Origin of the sequence: Micromonospora sp. U56, assembly GCF_018070095.1 — a bacterium.
Lineage (GTDB): Bacteria > Actinomycetota > Actinomycetes > Mycobacteriales > Micromonosporaceae > Micromonospora > Micromonospora purpureochromogenes.
In genome coordinates this window covers 1-16,775 of sequence record NZ_JAGPYL010000026.1, presented here as the reverse complement: position 1 = coordinate 16,775, position 16,775 = coordinate 1, and the positions used below count along the sequence as shown (strand labels likewise).

The window sequence follows — 16,775 nt, the reverse complement described above, 5'->3', positions numbered from 1 at the left end:
GGGTCGCGGACCGCACGGCCCCTCGGGTATCGTCCGTTCGTTCAGTCGGAGATGCGACGACCAATCCGTTCGCCCTAGCCAGTTGTCAGACGATCGGGCAGAATCCGGTGCACGCGCTCCCGCCGGAGCGTGATCATGTCCTCGCTGATCCGTAAATCTGACGACGGGGTCCCCGTCAGGCCGTCACGAGTGGCCGTTCGCGGGGCACGATGGAGGCGACGGTGTCCGACGAGCGACCCTCTCCGGACGGGCCGGCCACATTCCGGGAGGTGTTCGGCCAGTCCGAGTACCGGGCGATCTTCATCGCCACCGTGTTCTCCTGGGTGGGCGACTACGTGGCCAAGGCCGCGGTCACCGTGCTGGTCTACCGGCAGAGCGAGTCGATCGCCCTCTCCGCCGCGGCGTTCGCGGTCAGCTACCTGCCCTGGCTGGTCGGCGGGCCGCTGCTCGCCGCGCTCGCCGAGCGCTACCGCTACCGGCAGGTCATGGTCGTCTGCGACCTGATCCGGATGGCGCTGATGGCACTGATCGCCCTGCCGGGCGTGCCGGTGTGGGTGATCCTGGCCCTGCTCTTCGCCACCACGCTCGCCAACCCGCCCAGCCAGGCCGCCCGGTCCGCGCTCATGCCGGCCATCCTCACCGGGGACCGGCTGGTCCTCGGCCTGTCGCTGAACGCCAGCTCGGCCCAGGCCGCGCAGGTGGTCGGCTACCTCCTCGGTGCCGCGTTGGCCGCGGTGAACCCGACCGCCGCGCTGCTGATCAACGCGGCCACCTTCGCCGGGTCCGCCGCGCTGACCCGCTTCGGCGTCCGCGACCGGGAACCGGCGATGACCGCCGCGCACCGCAGCCACCTGTTGCGCGAGACGGGGCAGGGCTTCCAGATCGTCTTCGGCACCCCGGTCCTGCGGGCCATCGCCGTGCTGGTCTTCAGCGCCATGCTCTTCTCGATCGTCCCCGAGGGGCTGGCCGCCGCCTGGGCCGGCGAGCGCTCCGGCGACGGGTTGGACAGCGGCGTCGCGCAGGCCATCATCATGGCCGCCAACCCGGTCGGGTTCATCCTGGGCGGGCTGGTGGTGGGGCGGGCGGTCGCGCCGGCCCGCCGGCTCGCCCTGATGCGGCCGCTGGCGGTGATCGCCCCGCTGGTCCTGGTGCCCACGCTCCTCGACCCGCCACCGGTGGTGGTGGCCCTGCTCGCGGCCGCCTGCGGCTTCGCCGCCGCCGGCCTGCTGCCGACCGCCAACGGGCTCTTCGTCCGCGCCCTGCCCAACGGCTACCGGGCCCGCGCCTTCGGCGTGATGGCCACCGGCATGCAGGTGATCCAGGGCGCCTCGGTGCTGGTCACCGGGCTGCTGGCCGACCGCTTCTCCATCCCGCTGGTGGTCGGCCTGTGGAGCGCCGCCGGCGTGGTGCTGATGCTGGTGACGGCCCTGCGCTGGCCGGACGGCGAGACCATCGACGCGGCCGTCGCGGCGGCTGACCGGGCCAACCAGGACGACGCCGCGGCCCGGGACAGCGCGCACGGGCCCGGTGGCCGGCCGCGCGCCGGCCGGGCGACGGACGGCCGCTCCGGGGGCCGGCGCAGCCACGCTGTGACGTGATCGGCAGCCCGCCCGGCCGGTACGCGGCGGCCGGTGCGCCGGGGCACCTGGCAGGATGGAACGGTGAATTCCGCAGCTGAGTCCGACCGGCCCGGTGCGCCGACGACCCTCTTCGAAGCGGTCGGCGGCGAGCCCACCTTCCGCAAGCTGGTCGACGAGTTCTACGTCGGCGTCGCCACCGACCCGCTGCTGCGCCCGATGTACCCGGAGGAGGACCTCGGGCCGGCCGCCGACCGGATGGCGCTGTTCCTCATGCAGTACTGGGGTGGCCCCAACACCTACTCCGCCCAGCGGGGGCACCCGCGGCTGCGGATGCGGCACGCGCCGTTCCGGATCGGCGCGGCCGAGCGGGACGCCTGGCTGCACCACATGCGGCGGGCGGTCGACCGGCTGGACCTGCCGCCGGAGGTCGCCAAGGCGCTCTGGGACTACCTGGAGCGCGCCGCGTACTTCATGGTCAACGTGATGGAGGAGCCGGCCGGGGACGCCTGACGGCCCCGCGGCCGCGACCGGCCGGGGCCGGCCGGAGCCGGCCCCGCCGTCGGGCTCAGAGCAGGGCGCCCTCGTCGTGCAGCCAGTCCACGAAGGTGGTCGCCACGGCCGCCCCGCAGTCGAGCATCTCGACCAGGAGCGCGTCGTGGGTGCCCGCGCCCAGCGGCACCTGCAACTCGGCGTAGATCGGCAGTTGGCCCCGCTCGGTGGGGTCGCCGATGTACGCCTTGCAGAACCGGCGGGTGTGGTTCCACTCGTTGACCACCCGGTAGGCCCGGTCCGCCCAGTCCGGCGGGACCGTCGCGTGTGGACGGGCCCGCATCACCAGGATCTCGTCCTCGGGGCCCTCCAGGGTGACCAGCACCGCGTGCCGCTCCCACATGGCCAGCAGGTTCCCGTCGCCGTCGGCCAGGTACCGCACGTCGAGCAGGTCGAGGGCCTCACAGACCCGGCGCAGGGTGACCGGCTCCACACTGACCGGCATGTCCGCGATCACCGGCCGGTCGGCGGCGGTGCAGTCGTCCCCCGGCTGCCGGGGGGACGGTGGTCCGACCCGGACGGTGCTGTCCACTGTGATCCCGGTTCGAGTTTCCGGGTCGCCGCCGCCAGCAGCGGGACCAGGGCGCCATGACCACCACGGCATCGCTCGCGCACCTCACTCCCCAGCGGATCCGGACGCCTACGGTGCGTTGGATCCGAGGATGGACGGTACCCGGACAGCCGGGTTGAAGCACCCCCCCAACGACAGCCCCAGGCCAGAAGAATGACCATGGGTCATCCGTTCGGATGAGCCTTCACCGGCCGGATCGCCAGCTCCGAAACCTTGCGCGACCATGCCGCTCCGTACGGTCCCACCAGGCCGATCCAGCGGCCGGCGACGCGTACCTGGACCTCGCCCGGGGCGTCGGCGGGCCCGAGGAACCCCATCCGGACCACGCCCTGGACCAAGCGCTGGGTCACCTCGACCGGCTCGCCCGGCGGGTCGTCCGGGGTCACCACCACCGCCACGTGGTCGAGCAGCGCGTCGCGCAGCACCCGCTGACCCACCGCCCGGCCGCCCACGCCCTCGGTGGCGGCGGTCCGCAGGGTGCCCGCCGCCGCCTCGGCAATCCGCCGCAGCTCCCCGGCGGGCAACGCCTCCACCCGGCGGCTCGCCGCCGGCGGCAGCGGCCAGCGCCACTGGTCGTCCCGCCGGCGCGGCAGCGCCCCGCCGGCGGACTCCAGCTCGGCCAGCAGGTCGGCGGCGGCGACCGTGACGTCACCCGGGCCGACGCCGGCCACCGTGCGGACCACCAGCACGTCCCAGGGCAGCCGGGCCCAGAGCGCCGTACGCCCGGCCCCGTCGACCGGGCGGAGCCGGACCACGGTCGCCGGGTCGAAGCGGACCAGCCGGGCCAGGAAGGCCCCCGCGTCGGCGACCCCGTCCAGCCCGTGCCCCGGCGTCACGACGCGCGCGCCACTCACGCCGCCCCGCCCGAGGGCGCGTACGCCAGCAGGAAGGCGCGCTCGTCCTCGGTGATCCGGCGGGGCCGCTTGGCCACCAGGTCGAACGGCACCAGCACCGACCGGGCGGTGCTGGCCAGCACGTCGCCGTCGTACAGCTCGTAGGCGACGGTGAACCGGGAGGCCCGGATCTCCTCCACCCAGAGTTCGATCCGGACGGTCGGGGCGGCCTCCGCGGTGGCCCGGCCCAGCGCGTAGTCGACCGGGCGCAGGTAGTCGACCTCGTGCCGGCGGATGACCACTCCGTCGGCGAACGAGCCCACCCCCCACGCCCGGCCGCCGGCGAACATCAACGCCACCCGCGCCTCCTCGTAGAGGGTGAGGAAGCGCGAGTTGTTGACGTGCCCGTACGCGTCCAGGTCGGACCAGCGCAGCGTGCAGTCGTAGACGAAGCGGTCCGCCATGCTCAGTCGCGGGTGAGCTTGCGGTAGGTCACCCGGTGCGGGCGGGCCGCCTCGGCGCCGAGCCGGTCGACCTTGTTCTTCTCGTAGGCATCGAAGTTGCCCTCGAACCAGAACCACTTGGACGGGTTCTCGTCGTCGCCCTCCCAGGCCAGGATGTGCGTGGCGACCCGGTCCAGGAACATCCGGTCGTGGGAGATGACCACGGCGCAGCCGGGGAACTCCAGCAGCGCGTTCTCCAGGCTGGAGAGGGTCTCCACGTCCAGGTCGTTCGTCGGCTCGTCGAGCAGGATGACGTTGCCGCCGATCTTCAGGGTCAGCGCCAGGTTGAGCCGGTTGCGCTCGCCGCCGGAGAGCACCTTGGTCGGCTTCTGCTGGTCCGGCCCCTTGAAGCCGAACGCGGCGATGTACGCCCGCGACGGCATCTCGACCTTGCCCACCATGAGGTGGTCCAGCCCGTCGGAGACGACCTCCCAGACGGTCTTGTCGCCGTCGAGGCCCTGCCGGGCCTGGTCGACGTAGGACAGCGAGACGGTGGGGCCGACCCTGACCTCGCCACCGGTCGGCTGCTCCAGCCCGACGATGGTCTTGAACAGGGTGGTTTTGCCGACACCGTTCGGGCCGATGATGCCGACGATGCCGTTGCGCGGCAGCGAGAACGACAGGTTGTCGATCAGCAGCCGGTCGCCGAAGCCCTTGCTGAGGCTGCCGGCCTCGATCACCGTGCTGCCCAGGCGCGGGCCCGGCGGGATCTGGATCTCCTCGAAGTCCAGCTTCCGGGTCTTCTCCGCCTCGGCGGCCATCTCGTCGTACCGGTCGAGTCGGGCCTTGGACTTGGTCTGCCGCGCCTTGGCGTTGGAGCGGACCCACTCCAGCTCATCGGAGAGGCGCTTCTTCATCTTGGCGTCGCGGCGGCCCTCGACGGCCAGCCGGGCGGCCTTCTTCTCCAGGTAGGTGGAGTAGTTGCCCTCGTACGGGTAGGCCCGGCCGCGGTCCAGCTCCAGGATCCAGTTGGCCACGTTGTCCAGGAAGTACCGGTCGTGGGTGATGGCGATCACGGTGCCGGCGTACTTGGCCAGGTGCTGCTCCAGCCACTGCACGCTCTCCGCGTCCAGGTGGTTGGTGGGCTCGTCGAGCAGCAGCAGGTCGGGGGCCTCCAGCAGCAGCTTGCACAGCGCGACCCGGCGGCGCTCACCACCGGAGAGCTGGGTGACGTCGGCGTCCGGCGGCGGGCAGCGCAGCGCGTCCATGGCCAGTTCGAGCTTGGAGTCGATGTCCCAGGCGTCGGCGTGGTCCAGCTCCTCCTGGAGCTTGCCCATCTCCTCCATCAGCTGGTCAGAGTAGTCCGTGGCCATCTGCTCGGCGATGGAGTTGAACCGCTCCAGCTTGGCCTTGGTCTCGGCCACCGCCTCCTCGACGTTGCCGAGGACCGTCTTGCTGTCGTTGAGCGGGGGCTCCTGGGCGAGCATGCCGACGGTGTAGCCGGGCATCAGCCGGGCCTCGCCGTTGCTCGGCCGGTCCCAGCCTGCCATGATCTTGAGGAGGCTGGACTTACCGGCGCCGTTCGGGCCGACCACACCGATCTTGGCCCCCGGCAGGAAGTTCAGCGTCACGTTGTCGAGCACGACCTTGTCGCCGTGCGCCTTGCGCGCCTTTTCCAGGACGTAGATGAACTGGGCCACGGTGCGGGCTACCTCCGTCGGTTGCTGTCGCCGATTGGCGGGCACGGCACGGGCTGCGTCCGCCGCCCGCCGCCGCCGGCCGGGAGCCGGCCGCGCGCACGCCGTCGTCAATCCTGACAGGTACGGCGCGCCGCGCCCACATCACCCCGCCCGAGCAGCACGCCGCGGCTCGCTCCCCCGGGCTTCGGCGAGCCGGCGGACCGCGGTATCGCCGACCTCCGGCCGAGGCTGTCACCATGATCACGGGTACGGTTCAGCGACCGTGGGACGGGTAGGTGACTCCGGCACGGGGCATCAGACGCCGCAGCTAGGCTCAGACTCTCATCGCGGTGGACCCGTCAGTACCCGGAGGTGGCCGATCGTGACCGTCCGTAGCTCCTTTGTCGTAGTGGCGAACCGATTGCCGGTCGACGAGGTGAGCACACCCGAGGGACGGCAGTGGCGACGCAGCCCGGGCGGGCTGGTGACCGCCCTGCACCCCGTCCTCGCCGAGCACCAGGGCACCTGGGTCGGCTGGGCCGGCGGGACCGGCGCCGCTCCGGAGCCGTTCGACCTGGAGGGCATCCGCCTGCACCCGGTGCCGCTGAGCGCCGAGGAGTTGGAGCGCTACTACGAGGGCCAGTCCAACGCCACCATCTGGCCGCTCTACCACGACGCCGTCGAGACCCCGGCGTACAAGCGCCGGTGGCGCGAGGCGTACCGCCTGGTCAACGCCCGGTTCGCGGAGGCCGCGGCGGACGTGGCGGCCGAGGGCGCCACGGTCTGGATCCAGGACTACCAGCTCCAGCTGGTCCCGGCGATGCTCCGCGAGCTGCGGCCGGACCTGAAGATCGGCTTCTTCCTGCACATCCCGTTCCCGCCGATCGAGCTGTTCATGCAGATGCCGTTCCGCACCGAGATCCTGCGCGGGCTGCTCGGCGCCGACCTGGTCGGGTTCCAGCAGCGGCTGGCGGCGCAGAACTTCGTCCGGCTGGCCCGGCACCTGCTCGGCCTGCGCTACGAGGGCCAGATGATCCAGGTGGACGGCCGGCAGGTGAAGGCCGGCGCCTTCCCCATCTCGATCGACACCCACGAGATGGAGCGGATGGCCGCCGACCCGGCGATCCAGGCCCGGGCCAAACAGATCCGCGAGGAGCTGGGCAACCCGAAGACGATCATCCTGGGCGTCGACCGGCTCGACTACACCAAGGGCATCGAACTTCGACTGAAAGCCTTCCGGGAACTCCTCGCTGACGGAAAGCTGACAGTGCCGGACGCGGTTATGGTGCAGGTCGCGACGCCCAGCCGCGAGCGGGTGGAGCACTACCAGGCACTTCGCGTCAAGGTGGAGCGCGAGGTTGGTCGGATTAATGGTGAATTCGGACGGGTGGGTGTGCCCGCGGTGCATTATCTGCATCAGTCGTACAGTCGCTCCGAACTGGCCGCGATGTACGTCGCGGCCGACGTGATGATGGTGACCCCCCTGCGAGACGGAATGAATCTGGTGGCCAAGGAGTACGTGGCATCGCGCGCCGACCAGGGCGGCGCGCTCGTGCTCAGCGAGTTCGCCGGCGCGGCCACGGAGCTGCGCCAGGCATTCCTGTGCAACCCGCACGACCCGGACGCGGTCAAGGACGCCCTGCTGCGGGCCGTACACGTGGAGAAGCCGGAGGCCCGTCGACGCATGCGGATCATGCAACGTCATCTGCGCACCCACGACGTGGGGCACTGGGCGAAATCGTTCCTCACCGAGCTCGGCACGTCCGGGGTGGAGGCCGCGTGAACGTCCCCACCGACATCGTGACCCCGCCCGCGGGGACGATGGACCCCGAGCTGCGCGCGGCCATCGGGCGGATCGCCCGGGTCCCCCAGCTCCTGGTCGCCTGCGACTACGACGGCACGCTCGCGCCGATCGTCGAGGACCCGAGCAAGGCCGTGCCGCTGCCGGAGTCGGTCGCCGCGATCCGGGCGCTCGCCGCGCTGCCGCAGACCACCGTCGCGGTGGTCTCCGGTCGGGCGCTGCGCGACCTGGCCGCGCTCTCCCGGCTGCCCAGCGAGGTCCACCTGGTCGGCAGCCACGGCTCCGAGTTCGACATCGGCTTCGTCGAGCGGCTCTCCCCCGAGCTGATCGCCGTCCGCACCCGGCTGCGCGACGCGCTGCGCGAGATCGCCGCGGCCCACCCGGGCGTACGGCTGGAGCGCAAGCCGGCCAGCGTCGCCGTGCACACCCGCGGGGTCGACCCGCAGGTCGCGGCGGCGACCATCGAGGCGGTCCGCAACGGCCCCGCCAAGTGGGACGGCGTCACGGTCACCCAGGGCAAGGAGGTCATCGAGCTGTCGGTGGTCGCCACCCACAAGGGCACCGCCGTCGACCAGCTGCGCACCCAGCTCTCGGCCAGCGCCGTGCTCTTCATCGGTGACGACGTCACCGACGAGAACGCATTCGGCAACCTGCACGGCCCGGACGTCGGCATCAAGATCGGCCCCGGCGACACTCAGGCCGGCTACCGGGTGGCCGAGCCGATCGAGGCGGCCCGGGCCCTGGGCCTGCTGCTGGAGACCCGCCGACACTGGCTCTTCGGCGAGCGGGCCGTCCCGATCGAGCGGCACTCGATGCTCTCCAACGGCCGGACGGTCGCCCTGCTCACGCCCGAGGCCAAGGTCAGCTGGCTCTGTCACCCCAAGCCGGACTCGGCGGCGATCTTCGCCGACCTGGTCGGCGGCAGCCCGGCCGGTCACTTCAGCATCGTCCCGGAGCGCGGCGGCATCCCGCTGGGGCAGCGTTACCGCAGCGGCACCATGACCGTGGAGACCCGCTGGTCGGGCCTGACGGTCACGGACTGGCTCGACCTGCCGGCCCGGGAAACCACCCCGGACGGCCCGGCGATCATCACCGGCGACTCCACCCTGGTCCGGGTGCTGACCGGCTCCGGCAAGGCCCGCATCGACTTCGCCCCGCGCCCGGAGTTCGGCCAGGTCGCCGTCCAACTCCAACCGCTCGACGACGGCCTGCTGGTGCTCGGCTCCAACGAGCCGGCCGCGCTCTACGCCCCGGGCGTGACGTGGGAAGTCAGAAGCGACGGAGTGAACGAGAGCGCGGAGGCGATGGTCGACCTCTCCGCCGCCGGCGGCCAGGTCGTGCTGGAGCTGCGCTTCGGCACGCACAGCCTGGAGCACCACGCCGTCCCGATCCACGAGCGGCAGGCCAAGGCTGAGCAGCCGTGGAAGGACTGGGTGGCCTCGCTGCGGCTGCCCACCACCGCCCGCGATCTGGTCGCCCGCAGCGCGCTCACGCTGCGCGGCCTCTGCCACGAGGCGACCGGCTCGATCCTGGCCGCCGCGACCACCTCGCTGCCCGAGGAGCTGGGCGGGGTCCGCAACTGGGACTACCGCTACTGCTGGCTGCGCGACGCGGCACTGACCGCCCGCGCGCTGGTCGACCTGGGTTCCCTCGAGGAGGCCGAGGCGCTGCTGCGCTGGGTGGACGGCTGCGTCGAGCGCACCGGCGGCCACCCGGAGCGGCTGCACCCGCTCTACACCATCGACGGCTACGAGCTGGGCGCCGAGGCGGTCATCGACACCCTCCCCGGGTACGCCGGCTCCCGGCCGGTCCGGGTGGGCAACCTCGCCAACCACCAGCTCCAGCTCGACGTCTTCGGCCCGATCGCGGACCTGATCGCCGCCGTGGCCGACGCCCGGGGCTCGGTCCGCGAGGACGAGTGGCGGGTGCTGGAGAACATGGTCGAGGCGGTCCGCCGCCGCTGGCACGAGCCCGACCACGGCATCTGGGAGGCCCGCCTCCCCCCACGGCACCACATCTTCTCCAAGGTGATGTGCTGGATGACCGTCGACCGCGCGCTGCACATCATGCGCCAGCACGGCGGCGAGGACCGGCCGGAGTGGGTGGAGCTGCGCGACCGGATCGGCGCCAACGTGCTGGAGAACGGCTGGCACGAGGCGGTCGAGGCGTACAGCGTCGCGTACGGCGACGAGGAGATGGACGCCTCCTCGCTCTGGATCGGCCTGTCCGGGCTGCTGCCGGGCGACGACCCGCGCTTCCTCTCCACCGTGCTCCGGATCGAGGCGGACCTGCGCAGCGGGCCGGTCGTCTACCGGTACCACTGGGACGACGGCCTGCCCGGCCGGGAGGGCGGCTTCCACATCTGCACGGCGTGGCTGATCGAGGCGTACCTGCGCACCGGCCGCCGCACCGACGCCGAGGAGCTGTTCAGGCAGATGATCGACACGGCGGGCCCGACCGGGCTGCTCCCCGAGCAGTACGACCCGCTCGCCGAGCGCGGCCTGGGCAACCACCCGCAGGCCTACAGCCACCTCGGCCTGATCCGCTGCGCCCTGCTGCTGGACAACATGCTCAAGCAGTGACCTGACCAGCGACGACGGCGGCCGGAGAGACACCTCTCCGGCCGCCGTCGCACGTCGGGGCCCGCCCCGGGAGCGGTCAGCCGTCGAGGGCGCCCACCACGTCGCCGATCACCACGATGGCGGGCGGGCGCAGGCCCGCCGCCACCACGTCCGCCGCCACCGCGCCGAGCGTCGAGCGCAGCGTCCGTTGGGCGCCGGTGGTGCCCTCCTGGACCACGGCGACCGGGGTGGCCGGGTCTCGGCCGTGCGCGGTGAGCGTCGCGGTGATCGCGGCGAGGTTCTTCAGTCCCATCAGGACGACCAGGGTGCCGCGCAGGCCGGCCAGGGCCGGCCAGCGCACCAGCGAGTCCGGCGAGTCCGGCGCGACGTGCCCGGAGACGACGGTGAACTCGTGCGCCACCGCCCGGTGGGTGACCGGGACGCCGGCCACCGCCGGCACGGCGATCGCGCTGGTCACGCCCGGCACCACGGTCACCGGTACGCCCGCCTCGGCGCAGGCCAGCAGCTCCTCGCCGCCCCGGCCGAAGACGTACGGGTCGCCGCCCTTGAGCCGGACGACGACCTTGCCGGCCAGGGCCCGGTCCACCAGGATCCGGTTGATCTCCTCCTGGGCGCGGGACGGGCCGTACGGGATCTTGGAGGCGTCCACCAGCTCGACGTCGGGGCGCAGCTCGTCCAGGAGCAGCCCGGGCACCAGCCGGTCGGCGACCACCACGTCCGCCTCGGTGAGCAGCCGCCAGCCCTTGACCGTGATCAGCTCCGGATCGCCCGGCCCGGCGCCCACCAGCGCCACCCGACCGGGTGCGGCCCCGCCCGGCGTCGTGCCCCGCCCGGCGGCGGCCAGACCGGTGCGCACGTTCAGCAGGTCGCGCACGGCGTCCCGGACGCTCATCGCGCGACGCGGGTCACCACCGCCGAACACCGCCACGGTGACCGGGCCGTGCCGGGTCACCGCCGGCGTCCACGCGGTGGCGGCGGAGCGGTCGTCGGCGCGTACGCAGAAGATCCGGCGCTCGGCGGCGGCGGCGCTGACCGACGCGGCGGCGAGCGGGTCGTCGACGGCGACCTGGACCAGCCAGGCGCCGTCCAGGTCGGCCGGGAGGAACCGGCGCGGCGCCCAGTGCAGCCGCCCGGCGTCGACGTGGGCGTGCAGCGCGGGGGTCAGCTCCGGCGAGACGAGGAAGACGGCCGCCCCGGCGTCCAGCAGCGCGGGCACCCGCCGGGTGGCCACCGCTCCCCCGCCCACCACGACCACCCGCCGGCCGGCGAGCCGCAGGCCGAGGGGGTAGGGGTTCCCGATCATTTCTCGGAGACCCCCGCCGAGTCGAAGGTGGCGACCTCGTGCAGCACCCGGACCGCGCCGGTGACCACCGGCAGCGCCAGCAGCGCGCCGGTGCCCTCGCCGAGGCGCAGGCCGAGGTCGATCAGCGGGTCCAGGCCGAGGTGGCGCAGCGCCACGGTGGCCCCCGGCTCGGCGGAGCGGTGCCCGGCGACCATCGCGCCGACCGCGTCCGGGGCCAGGGCCGCGGCGACCAGCGCGGCGCTCGCCGCGATCACCCCGTCCAGCAGCACCGGGACGCGGCGGGCGGCGGCGCCGAGGATCAGGCCGGCCAGCGCCGCGTGCTCCAGGCCGCCGACGGCGGCCAGCACGCCGAGCGGGTCGGCCGGGTCGGGCCGGTGCCGGTCCAGCGCGGTCCGCACCACGCCGATCTTGCGCCGGTACGTCTCGTCGTCCACCCCGGTGCCGCGCCCGGTGGCCTCGGCCGGGTCGGTGCCGGTGAGCGCGGCGACCAGCGCCGCGGACGGGGTGGTGTTGCCGATGCCCATGTCGCCGGTGAGCAGGATGCCCGCTCCGGCGTCGACCAGCTCGCCGGCGATCCGGATGCCGGTCTCCAGCGCCGCGCGTGCCTCGTCGCGGGTGAGCGCCGCGGTGACGGTCATGTCCCGGGTGCCCCGCCGGACGTTCGCGGCGACCAGGCGGGGTCCGACCGCCGGGTCGTCGGTGGCGTCCGGGTCGACCGGGAGCGGGGTGGCCACGCCGACGTCGACCACGGTGACCGAGGCGCCGGCCTGGCGGGCGAAGGCGTTGACCACCGCCCCACCGGCCAGGAAGTTGGCGATCATCTGGGCGGTGACCTCCTGCGGCCAGGGGGTCACCCCCTGGGCGTGCACGCCGTGGTCACCGGCGAAGATCGCCACCGCCGCCGGCTCGGGCAGCGGCGGCGGGCAGGCGCCGGCCAGCCCGGCGAGGCGTACGGAGAGTTCCTCCAGCGCGCCGAGGGAACCGGCGGGCTTGGTCAGCCGGGCCTGGAGGTCGCGCGCGGCGGCCATCGCCGGCTCGTCGAGCGGCCCGATCGCCGCGATGGTGGTCTCCAGCATCATGCCTCCAGGATCTCGGCGAGTACCTCGGTGAACGCGTCGGTGGTCGCCGGGTCGCGTACCGCCACCCGCAGCCAGTCCGGCCCCAGACCGGGGAAGGTGTCCCCGCGTCGCACGGCCCAGCCGCGCTCGCGCAGGGTCTCCCGTACCCGGTCGGCGCCGGCCAGGTGCAGCAGGACGAAGGCGCTGGCCGGACGGCCCGCGACGCGTACCCCGGGCAGGGCCGACAGGCGGGCGACCAGGTGGTCGCGGTCGGCGGCGAGCCGCGCGGCGATCTCGTGCTCGGCCGCGACGGCGGTGGGCGACGCGCAGGCGGTGGCGGCGGCCAGCGCCGGGGTGGAGACGGCCCAGAGCGGCTGGACGGCGGCCAGCCGGTCCAGCAGCGCGGCCTCACCGAGGAGGTAGCCGATCCGCAGGCCGGCCAGCCCCCACGTCTTGGTGAGGCTGCGCACCACGACCAGGCCGGGCAGGTCACGACGGCCGGCCAGCGACTCGGGCTCGCCGGCCACGCCGGGGGCTCCGGTGGTGTCGGCGAACGCCTCGTCGACGACCAGCACCCGGCCCGGCCGGGCCAGGGCGGCCAGGTCGGCGGCGGGGTGCAGCACCGAGGTGGGGTTGGTCGGGTTGCCGATCATGACCAGGTCGGCGTCGGCGGGCACCCGCGCCGGGTCGAGCCGGAAGCCGTCGGCCGGGTCGAGCAGCACCCGTTCCACCTGGTGCCCGGCGGCGCGCAGCGCGGCCTCCGGCTCGGTGAACTGCGGGTGCACCACCACCGGGCGGTGCACCCCGGCCAGCGCGCGGGCCAGCAGCACGAAGCCCTCGGCGGCACCGGCGGTGAGCAGTACCTCCGCCGGGGGACGCCCGTGCCGGGCGGCGACGGCCGCCCGGGCCGGCCCCGGGTCCGGGTACGCGGCCAGCTCGGCCAGCGAGGCGGTGAGGGGGTCGGCCAGCCAGTCCGGCATGGTGTCCCGGCGGACGTTGACGGCCAGGTCGACCAGGCCCGGGGTCGCCTCGGCGTCCCCGTGGTGCCCCAGGTCCGGTTCTTGCCCGGTGCCCGGCGGCACCTCGATCAGCTGACCATGCATGTCCGTGATACTGCCGGGAAGCTGCCCTACGGGACAGCGGATCCCGACGTGGGTCGCGTCACCGCCCGGCGGCAGTCTCGCCCGTTTATGAATTCTTCTCATTTCCGAATCGGAAATGTCATAACTTGACCCTGTGAGCAACCGACCCCTTGCTGCCGCTGGTCGTACCGTTCCGCTCCTCCGCGCCGGGCTCATCGCCGGCATCGTCGTTGCCGCCGTGGCCTACCCGCTGGCCGCGTTCACCGGCCTCGGCGCCAAGGCCACCGCCCACGCCGTGGAGCAGAAGACGGGCATCCTGCGCACCGCGCTGCCGGCCGAGACGTCGTACCTCTACGCCCCCGACGGCAAGACGATCCTGACCATGTTCTACGAGGAGTACCGGCAGTACACGAAGCTGTCGGACATGTCGCCGAACATCCAGCAGGCGATCGTCGCCGCCGAGGACAACCGCTTCTACCAGCACCACGGCGTCGACCCGAAGGGCGTCGCCCGCGCCTTCGTGGCCAACGCCCGCTCCAGCGGCGTCTCCCAGGGCGCCTCGACCCTGACCATGCAGTACGTCCGGATGGCGCTGCGGGACAGCGCCAAGACGCCGAAGGAGGTCCAGGAGGCCACCCAGCAGACCAGCCTGCGCAAGGTCAAGGAGATGCGGATGGCCCTCGACATCGAGAAGGAGCTGACCAAGGAGGAGATCCTGGAGCGCTACCTCAACTCGGCGTACTTCGGCCACCGGGCGTACGGCATCTACGCCGCCGCGCAGATCTTCTTCTCCAAGACCCCGGCCACCCTCACCCCGGTCGAGGCGGCCACCCTCGCCGGGCTGGTCAAGTCCCCCTCCGAGTACGACCCGATCACCTCGGACCAGAAGGACGCCACCGGCCGGCGCAACTACGTGCTCGACCGGATGGCCCAGCTCGGCTACCTCTCCCCCGACGCCGCGGCCGCGGCCCGGTCGGAGCCCATCCGGACCCGGGTGACGACCCCGGCCAACGACTGCACCTCCCTGCCCAGCAAGTACCAGACCTGGGGCTTCGCCTGCGACTACGTCAAGAACTGGTGGAGCGCGCAGTCCGCGTTCGGCGAGAACCGGCTGGAGCGGATGGACAAGCTGCGCCGGGGCGGCTACCGGATCGTGCTCAGCCTCGACCCGAAGATCCAGTCGGCGGCGGAGAAGAACGTCGGCGCGAAGGACGGCGTCGGCAGCCCCTTCGCCAACGGCATCGTGGTGGCCGAGCCCGGCACCGGCCGGGTGAAGGCGATGGCGGTGAACCGGACGTACTCGCTGGACCTCAGCGAGAACGGGCCCAGCTCCAACCCGGAGGCCGGCCCCAACGTCAAGGCGAACTACCCGAACACGGTGGCGCCCCTGCTGGGTGGCGGCAGCCTCCCCGGCTACCAGGCCGGCTCGACGTTCAAGATGTTCCCGATGCTCGCCGCGCTGGACGCCGGGATGCCGCTGTCCACCGAGTACAACTCGCCGTACCGGTACCAGTCGAGGGTCTACGACGGCTGGGCCCCGTCCAACGCCAGTGGGGCGATGACCGGCCGGCAGACCATGTGGTCCGGCTTCGGCAAGTCGGTGAACACCTACTTCGTCCAGCTGGAGGAGCGGATCGGCGCGGACAAGGGGGTTCGGCTCGCCGAGCAGCTCGGGCTGCGCTGGCGTACCGACGTGGACCGGGACCACGCCTCCCCGGCCAAGGCCAAGAAGTGGGGCGCGTTCACCCTGGGCGTCTCCGACGCCACCCCGCTGGAGCTGGCCAACGCGTACGCCGCGATCGCCGCCGACGGCCGGTACTGCGAGGCGATGCCGGTCATGTCGATCACCAACCGGGACGGCACGCCGGCGACGTACCGGACGGCGTCCGGCATCCAGCGGGAGGTGGCCAAGCCGCGCTGCCGCCAGGTGGTGAGCGCGGACGCGGCCCGGGCCGCCACCGACGCCGCCCGCTGCCCGACCGGGGACACCCCGGCGAAGGGCAGCTGCGGGGGCTGGTCGACGGCGGACAGCGTCCGGGGCACGGTGGGCCGCCCGGTGGCCGGCAAGACCGGTACCACGGACAGCACCCGGTCGGCCTGGTTCGTCGGCTACACGCCCGAACTGGCGGCGGCGAGCTTCATCGCCGACCCGGACAACCCGTTCAACGCGGTGGGTGACGGCCAGTCCCAGGTCCCCGTCGCCGCGGTCGCCGAGACGCTGCGCGACGGCCTCAAGGGCACGGCCCCCCGCCAGTTCACCCCACCGTCGGACCGCATCGTGGGGTGAGACCGGCCCGCCCGCCCGGATGACCGGGAGCGCTGCGTCAGGAACGGTGCGGTTCCTGGCGCAGCGCTTCTGTCCGCGGGGCGTTCAGTGCAGGTCGGCGTCGACCAGGGACCAGAGTTCCAGGTCGACCCGGGCGCCCCGGACGAAGCCGGCGTTGCGCAGCAGGCCCTCGTAGCTGAAGCCGGCCTTCTCCGCGACCCGGCGCGACGCCACGTTGCCCGGGGCCACCCGCAGCTCGACCCGCTGGAAGCCGTGCTCCAGGATCAGCGCGATGGCCAGCGCGTCCACCGCCTCGGCGGCCAGCCCGAACCCACGGGCGTGCGGGGCGAGGGCGTACGACACCTCGGTGAGCCGGGCGCCCCAGTCGGTGCGCCGGGTCCACAGGCAGCCGACCACCCGGGCGTCCTCCCGGCGCACCACCGCGTAGTGGTCGCCGTCGCCGCAGTCGCGCCGCTGCCGGGCCAGATCCGTGCACCAGGCCGGCCCGTCGATCTGCCCGTTGGCGTCGGCCAGCGGCAGCCAGCGCTGGGTCTGCCGGTCGGCGAAGACCTCGTCCACCGCGCCGGCGTCCGCCGCCCGCAGCTGGCGCACCTCCGTACGCGGGGTGGAGACGGTCAGCGCCGGGAAGCGGCGGACGGCCACCTGCCCGATCACGCCGGTGCTCCGACGCCCTCGGCAATCCCGGCCGCCGACACCAGTCGGGTCGCGATGGCCGGGTCGGCCGCCCAGTGCAGGCCCAACTGCGAGGCGTGCACGCCCCGCCAGACGAAGCCCTCGGGAGCGCCGCCCTCCCAGCTCCACGCCGGGCGCTCACCGGCCCGGGGCGTGAGCACCGCGCTGTGCTGCTTGTAGCCGACCACGGCCGCCCCGGCCTCGGCGACCACGCTGGCGGTGCGCGCGGTCGCCTCGCGGTAGCCCACGACCAGGCCGTCGCGGCTGGCGCCGATCGCGTCCAGCACCCCGCACATCGGCCGGCCGTCCAACTCGCGGGCCAGCCAGAGCAGGCC

Annotated in this window: 13 protein-coding genes and 1 pseudogene; 5 read left to right on the top strand and 9 right to left on the bottom strand. The window is 73.5% G+C overall.

What is annotated here, in order from left to right; translation table 11 throughout:
• Positions 1-209 precede the first annotated feature (209 nt).
• Both KBX37_RS12040 and KBX37_RS12035 read left to right on the top strand, forming a co-directional pair.
• Positions 210-1,598: an MFS transporter gene (locus tag KBX37_RS12040; protein ID WP_210775992.1), complete on the top strand. Its 1,389-nt coding sequence runs from the start codon at positions 210-212 to the stop codon at positions 1,596-1,598.
• Between the two features lie 63 nt (positions 1,599-1,661).
• A complete protein-coding gene (locus KBX37_RS12035; RefSeq protein ID WP_210775991.1) occupies positions 1,662-2,090 on the top strand; it encodes a globin in 429 nt (142 codons plus the stop codon).
• A gap of 55 nt (positions 2,091-2,145) precedes the next feature.
• On the opposite strand, the gene KBX37_RS12030 is transcribed toward KBX37_RS12035, so the two are convergent.
• From KBX37_RS12030 to ettA, 4 genes are all read right to left on the bottom strand, one after another.
• Positions 2,146-2,733 (bottom strand): YbjN domain-containing protein, encoded by a 588-nt coding sequence (locus KBX37_RS12030; protein WP_210775990.1) that lies wholly within the window; start codon positions 2,731-2,733, stop codon positions 2,146-2,148.
• 131 nt (positions 2,734-2,864) lie between these two features.
• Positions 2,865-3,554, bottom strand: coding sequence for a hypothetical protein (locus KBX37_RS12025; protein ID WP_210775989.1), 690 nt, complete (start codon positions 3,552-3,554; stop codon positions 2,865-2,867).
• Positions 3,551-3,997 carry a thioesterase family protein gene (locus tag KBX37_RS12020; RefSeq protein ID WP_210775988.1) on the bottom strand — a complete coding sequence of 149 codons (447 nt, stop codon included), beginning with the start codon at positions 3,995-3,997 and terminating at the stop codon, positions 3,551-3,553. The genes KBX37_RS12025 and KBX37_RS12020 overlap by 4 nt, the downstream gene beginning before the upstream one ends.
• Before the next feature lie 2 nt (positions 3,998-3,999).
• On the bottom strand, positions 4,000-5,676 hold the full coding sequence (gene ettA, locus KBX37_RS12015; RefSeq protein ID WP_210775987.1) for an energy-dependent translational throttle protein EttA: 1,677 nt from the start codon (positions 5,674-5,676) through the stop codon (positions 4,000-4,002).
• Positions 5,677-6,037: 361 nt separating this feature from the next.
• On the opposite strand from ettA, the gene KBX37_RS12010 reads away from it, so the two are divergent.
• On the top strand, positions 6,038-7,438 hold the full coding sequence (locus tag KBX37_RS12010; protein WP_210775986.1) for a trehalose-6-phosphate synthase: 1,401 nt from the start codon (positions 6,038-6,040) through the stop codon (positions 7,436-7,438).
• A gap of 38 nt (positions 7,439-7,476) precedes the next feature.
• A complete protein-coding gene (gene otsB / locus KBX37_RS12005; RefSeq protein WP_247657782.1) occupies positions 7,477-10,038 on the top strand; it encodes a trehalose-phosphatase in 2,562 nt (853 codons plus the stop codon).
• A gap of 76 nt (positions 10,039-10,114) precedes the next feature.
• On the opposite strand, the gene cobA is transcribed toward otsB, so the two are convergent.
• The 3 genes from cobA to cobC are packed head-to-tail and all read right to left on the bottom strand — an operon-like array spanning position 10,115 to position 13,502.
• Positions 10,115-11,341 (bottom strand): uroporphyrinogen-III C-methyltransferase, encoded by a 1,227-nt coding sequence (cobA, locus tag KBX37_RS12000; protein ID WP_210775984.1) that lies wholly within the window; start codon positions 11,339-11,341, stop codon positions 10,115-10,117.
• Positions 11,338-12,417 (bottom strand): nicotinate-nucleotide--dimethylbenzimidazole phosphoribosyltransferase, encoded by a 1,080-nt coding sequence (gene cobT, locus KBX37_RS11995; protein ID WP_210776031.1) that lies wholly within the window; start codon positions 12,415-12,417, stop codon positions 11,338-11,340. The genes cobA and cobT overlap by 4 nt, the downstream gene beginning before the upstream one ends.
• Positions 12,417-13,502: an Rv2231c family pyridoxal phosphate-dependent protein CobC gene (gene cobC / locus KBX37_RS11990; protein ID WP_210775983.1), complete on the bottom strand. Its 1,086-nt coding sequence runs from the start codon at positions 13,500-13,502 to the stop codon at positions 12,417-12,419. The genes cobT and cobC overlap by 1 nt, the downstream gene beginning before the upstream one ends.
• A 133-nt stretch (positions 13,503-13,635) precedes the next feature.
• Between cobC and KBX37_RS11985 the strand changes: the two genes are divergently transcribed.
• Positions 13,636-15,768: a transglycosylase domain-containing protein gene (locus KBX37_RS11985; RefSeq protein WP_210775982.1), complete on the top strand. Its 2,133-nt coding sequence runs from the start codon at positions 13,636-13,638 to the stop codon at positions 15,766-15,768.
• Between the two features lie 84 nt (positions 15,769-15,852).
• On the opposite strand, the gene KBX37_RS11980 is transcribed toward KBX37_RS11985, so the two are convergent.
• On the bottom strand, positions 15,853-16,422 hold the full coding sequence (locus KBX37_RS11980) for a GNAT family N-acetyltransferase (RefSeq protein WP_210775981.1): 570 nt from the start codon (positions 16,420-16,422) through the stop codon (positions 15,853-15,855).
• Positions 16,419-16,775, bottom strand: a pseudogene (locus KBX37_RS11975) (cobyrinic acid a,c-diamide synthase); the annotation flags it as partial. The gene KBX37_RS11980 and the pseudogene KBX37_RS11975, both read right to left, overlap by 4 nt.

Excerpts from the sequence above, each read along its gene's own strand:
- KBX37_RS12040 (WP_210775992.1), top strand. The coding sequence starts at position 210 with ATGGAGGCGACGGTGTCCGACGAGCGACCCTCTCCGGACGGGCCGGCC.
- cobA (WP_210775984.1), bottom strand. The coding sequence starts at position 11,341 with ATGATCGGGAACCCCTACCCCCTCGGCCTGCGGCTCGCCGGCCGGCGG.
- cobT (WP_210776031.1), bottom strand. The coding sequence starts at position 12,417 with ATGCTGGAGACCACCATCGCGGCGATCGGGCCGCTCGACGAGCCGGCG.
- KBX37_RS12030 (WP_210775990.1), bottom strand. The coding sequence starts at position 2,733 with ATGCCGTGGTGGTCATGGCGCCCTGGTCCCGCTGCTGGCGGCGGCGAC.
- KBX37_RS12020 (WP_210775988.1), bottom strand. The coding sequence starts at position 3,997 with ATGGCGGACCGCTTCGTCTACGACTGCACGCTGCGCTGGTCCGACCTG.
- cobC (WP_210775983.1), bottom strand. The coding sequence starts at position 13,502 with ATGCATGGTCAGCTGATCGAGGTGCCGCCGGGCACCGGGCAAGAACCG.
- otsB (WP_247657782.1), top strand. The coding sequence starts at position 7,477 with ATGGACCCCGAGCTGCGCGCGGCCATCGGGCGGATCGCCCGGGTCCCC.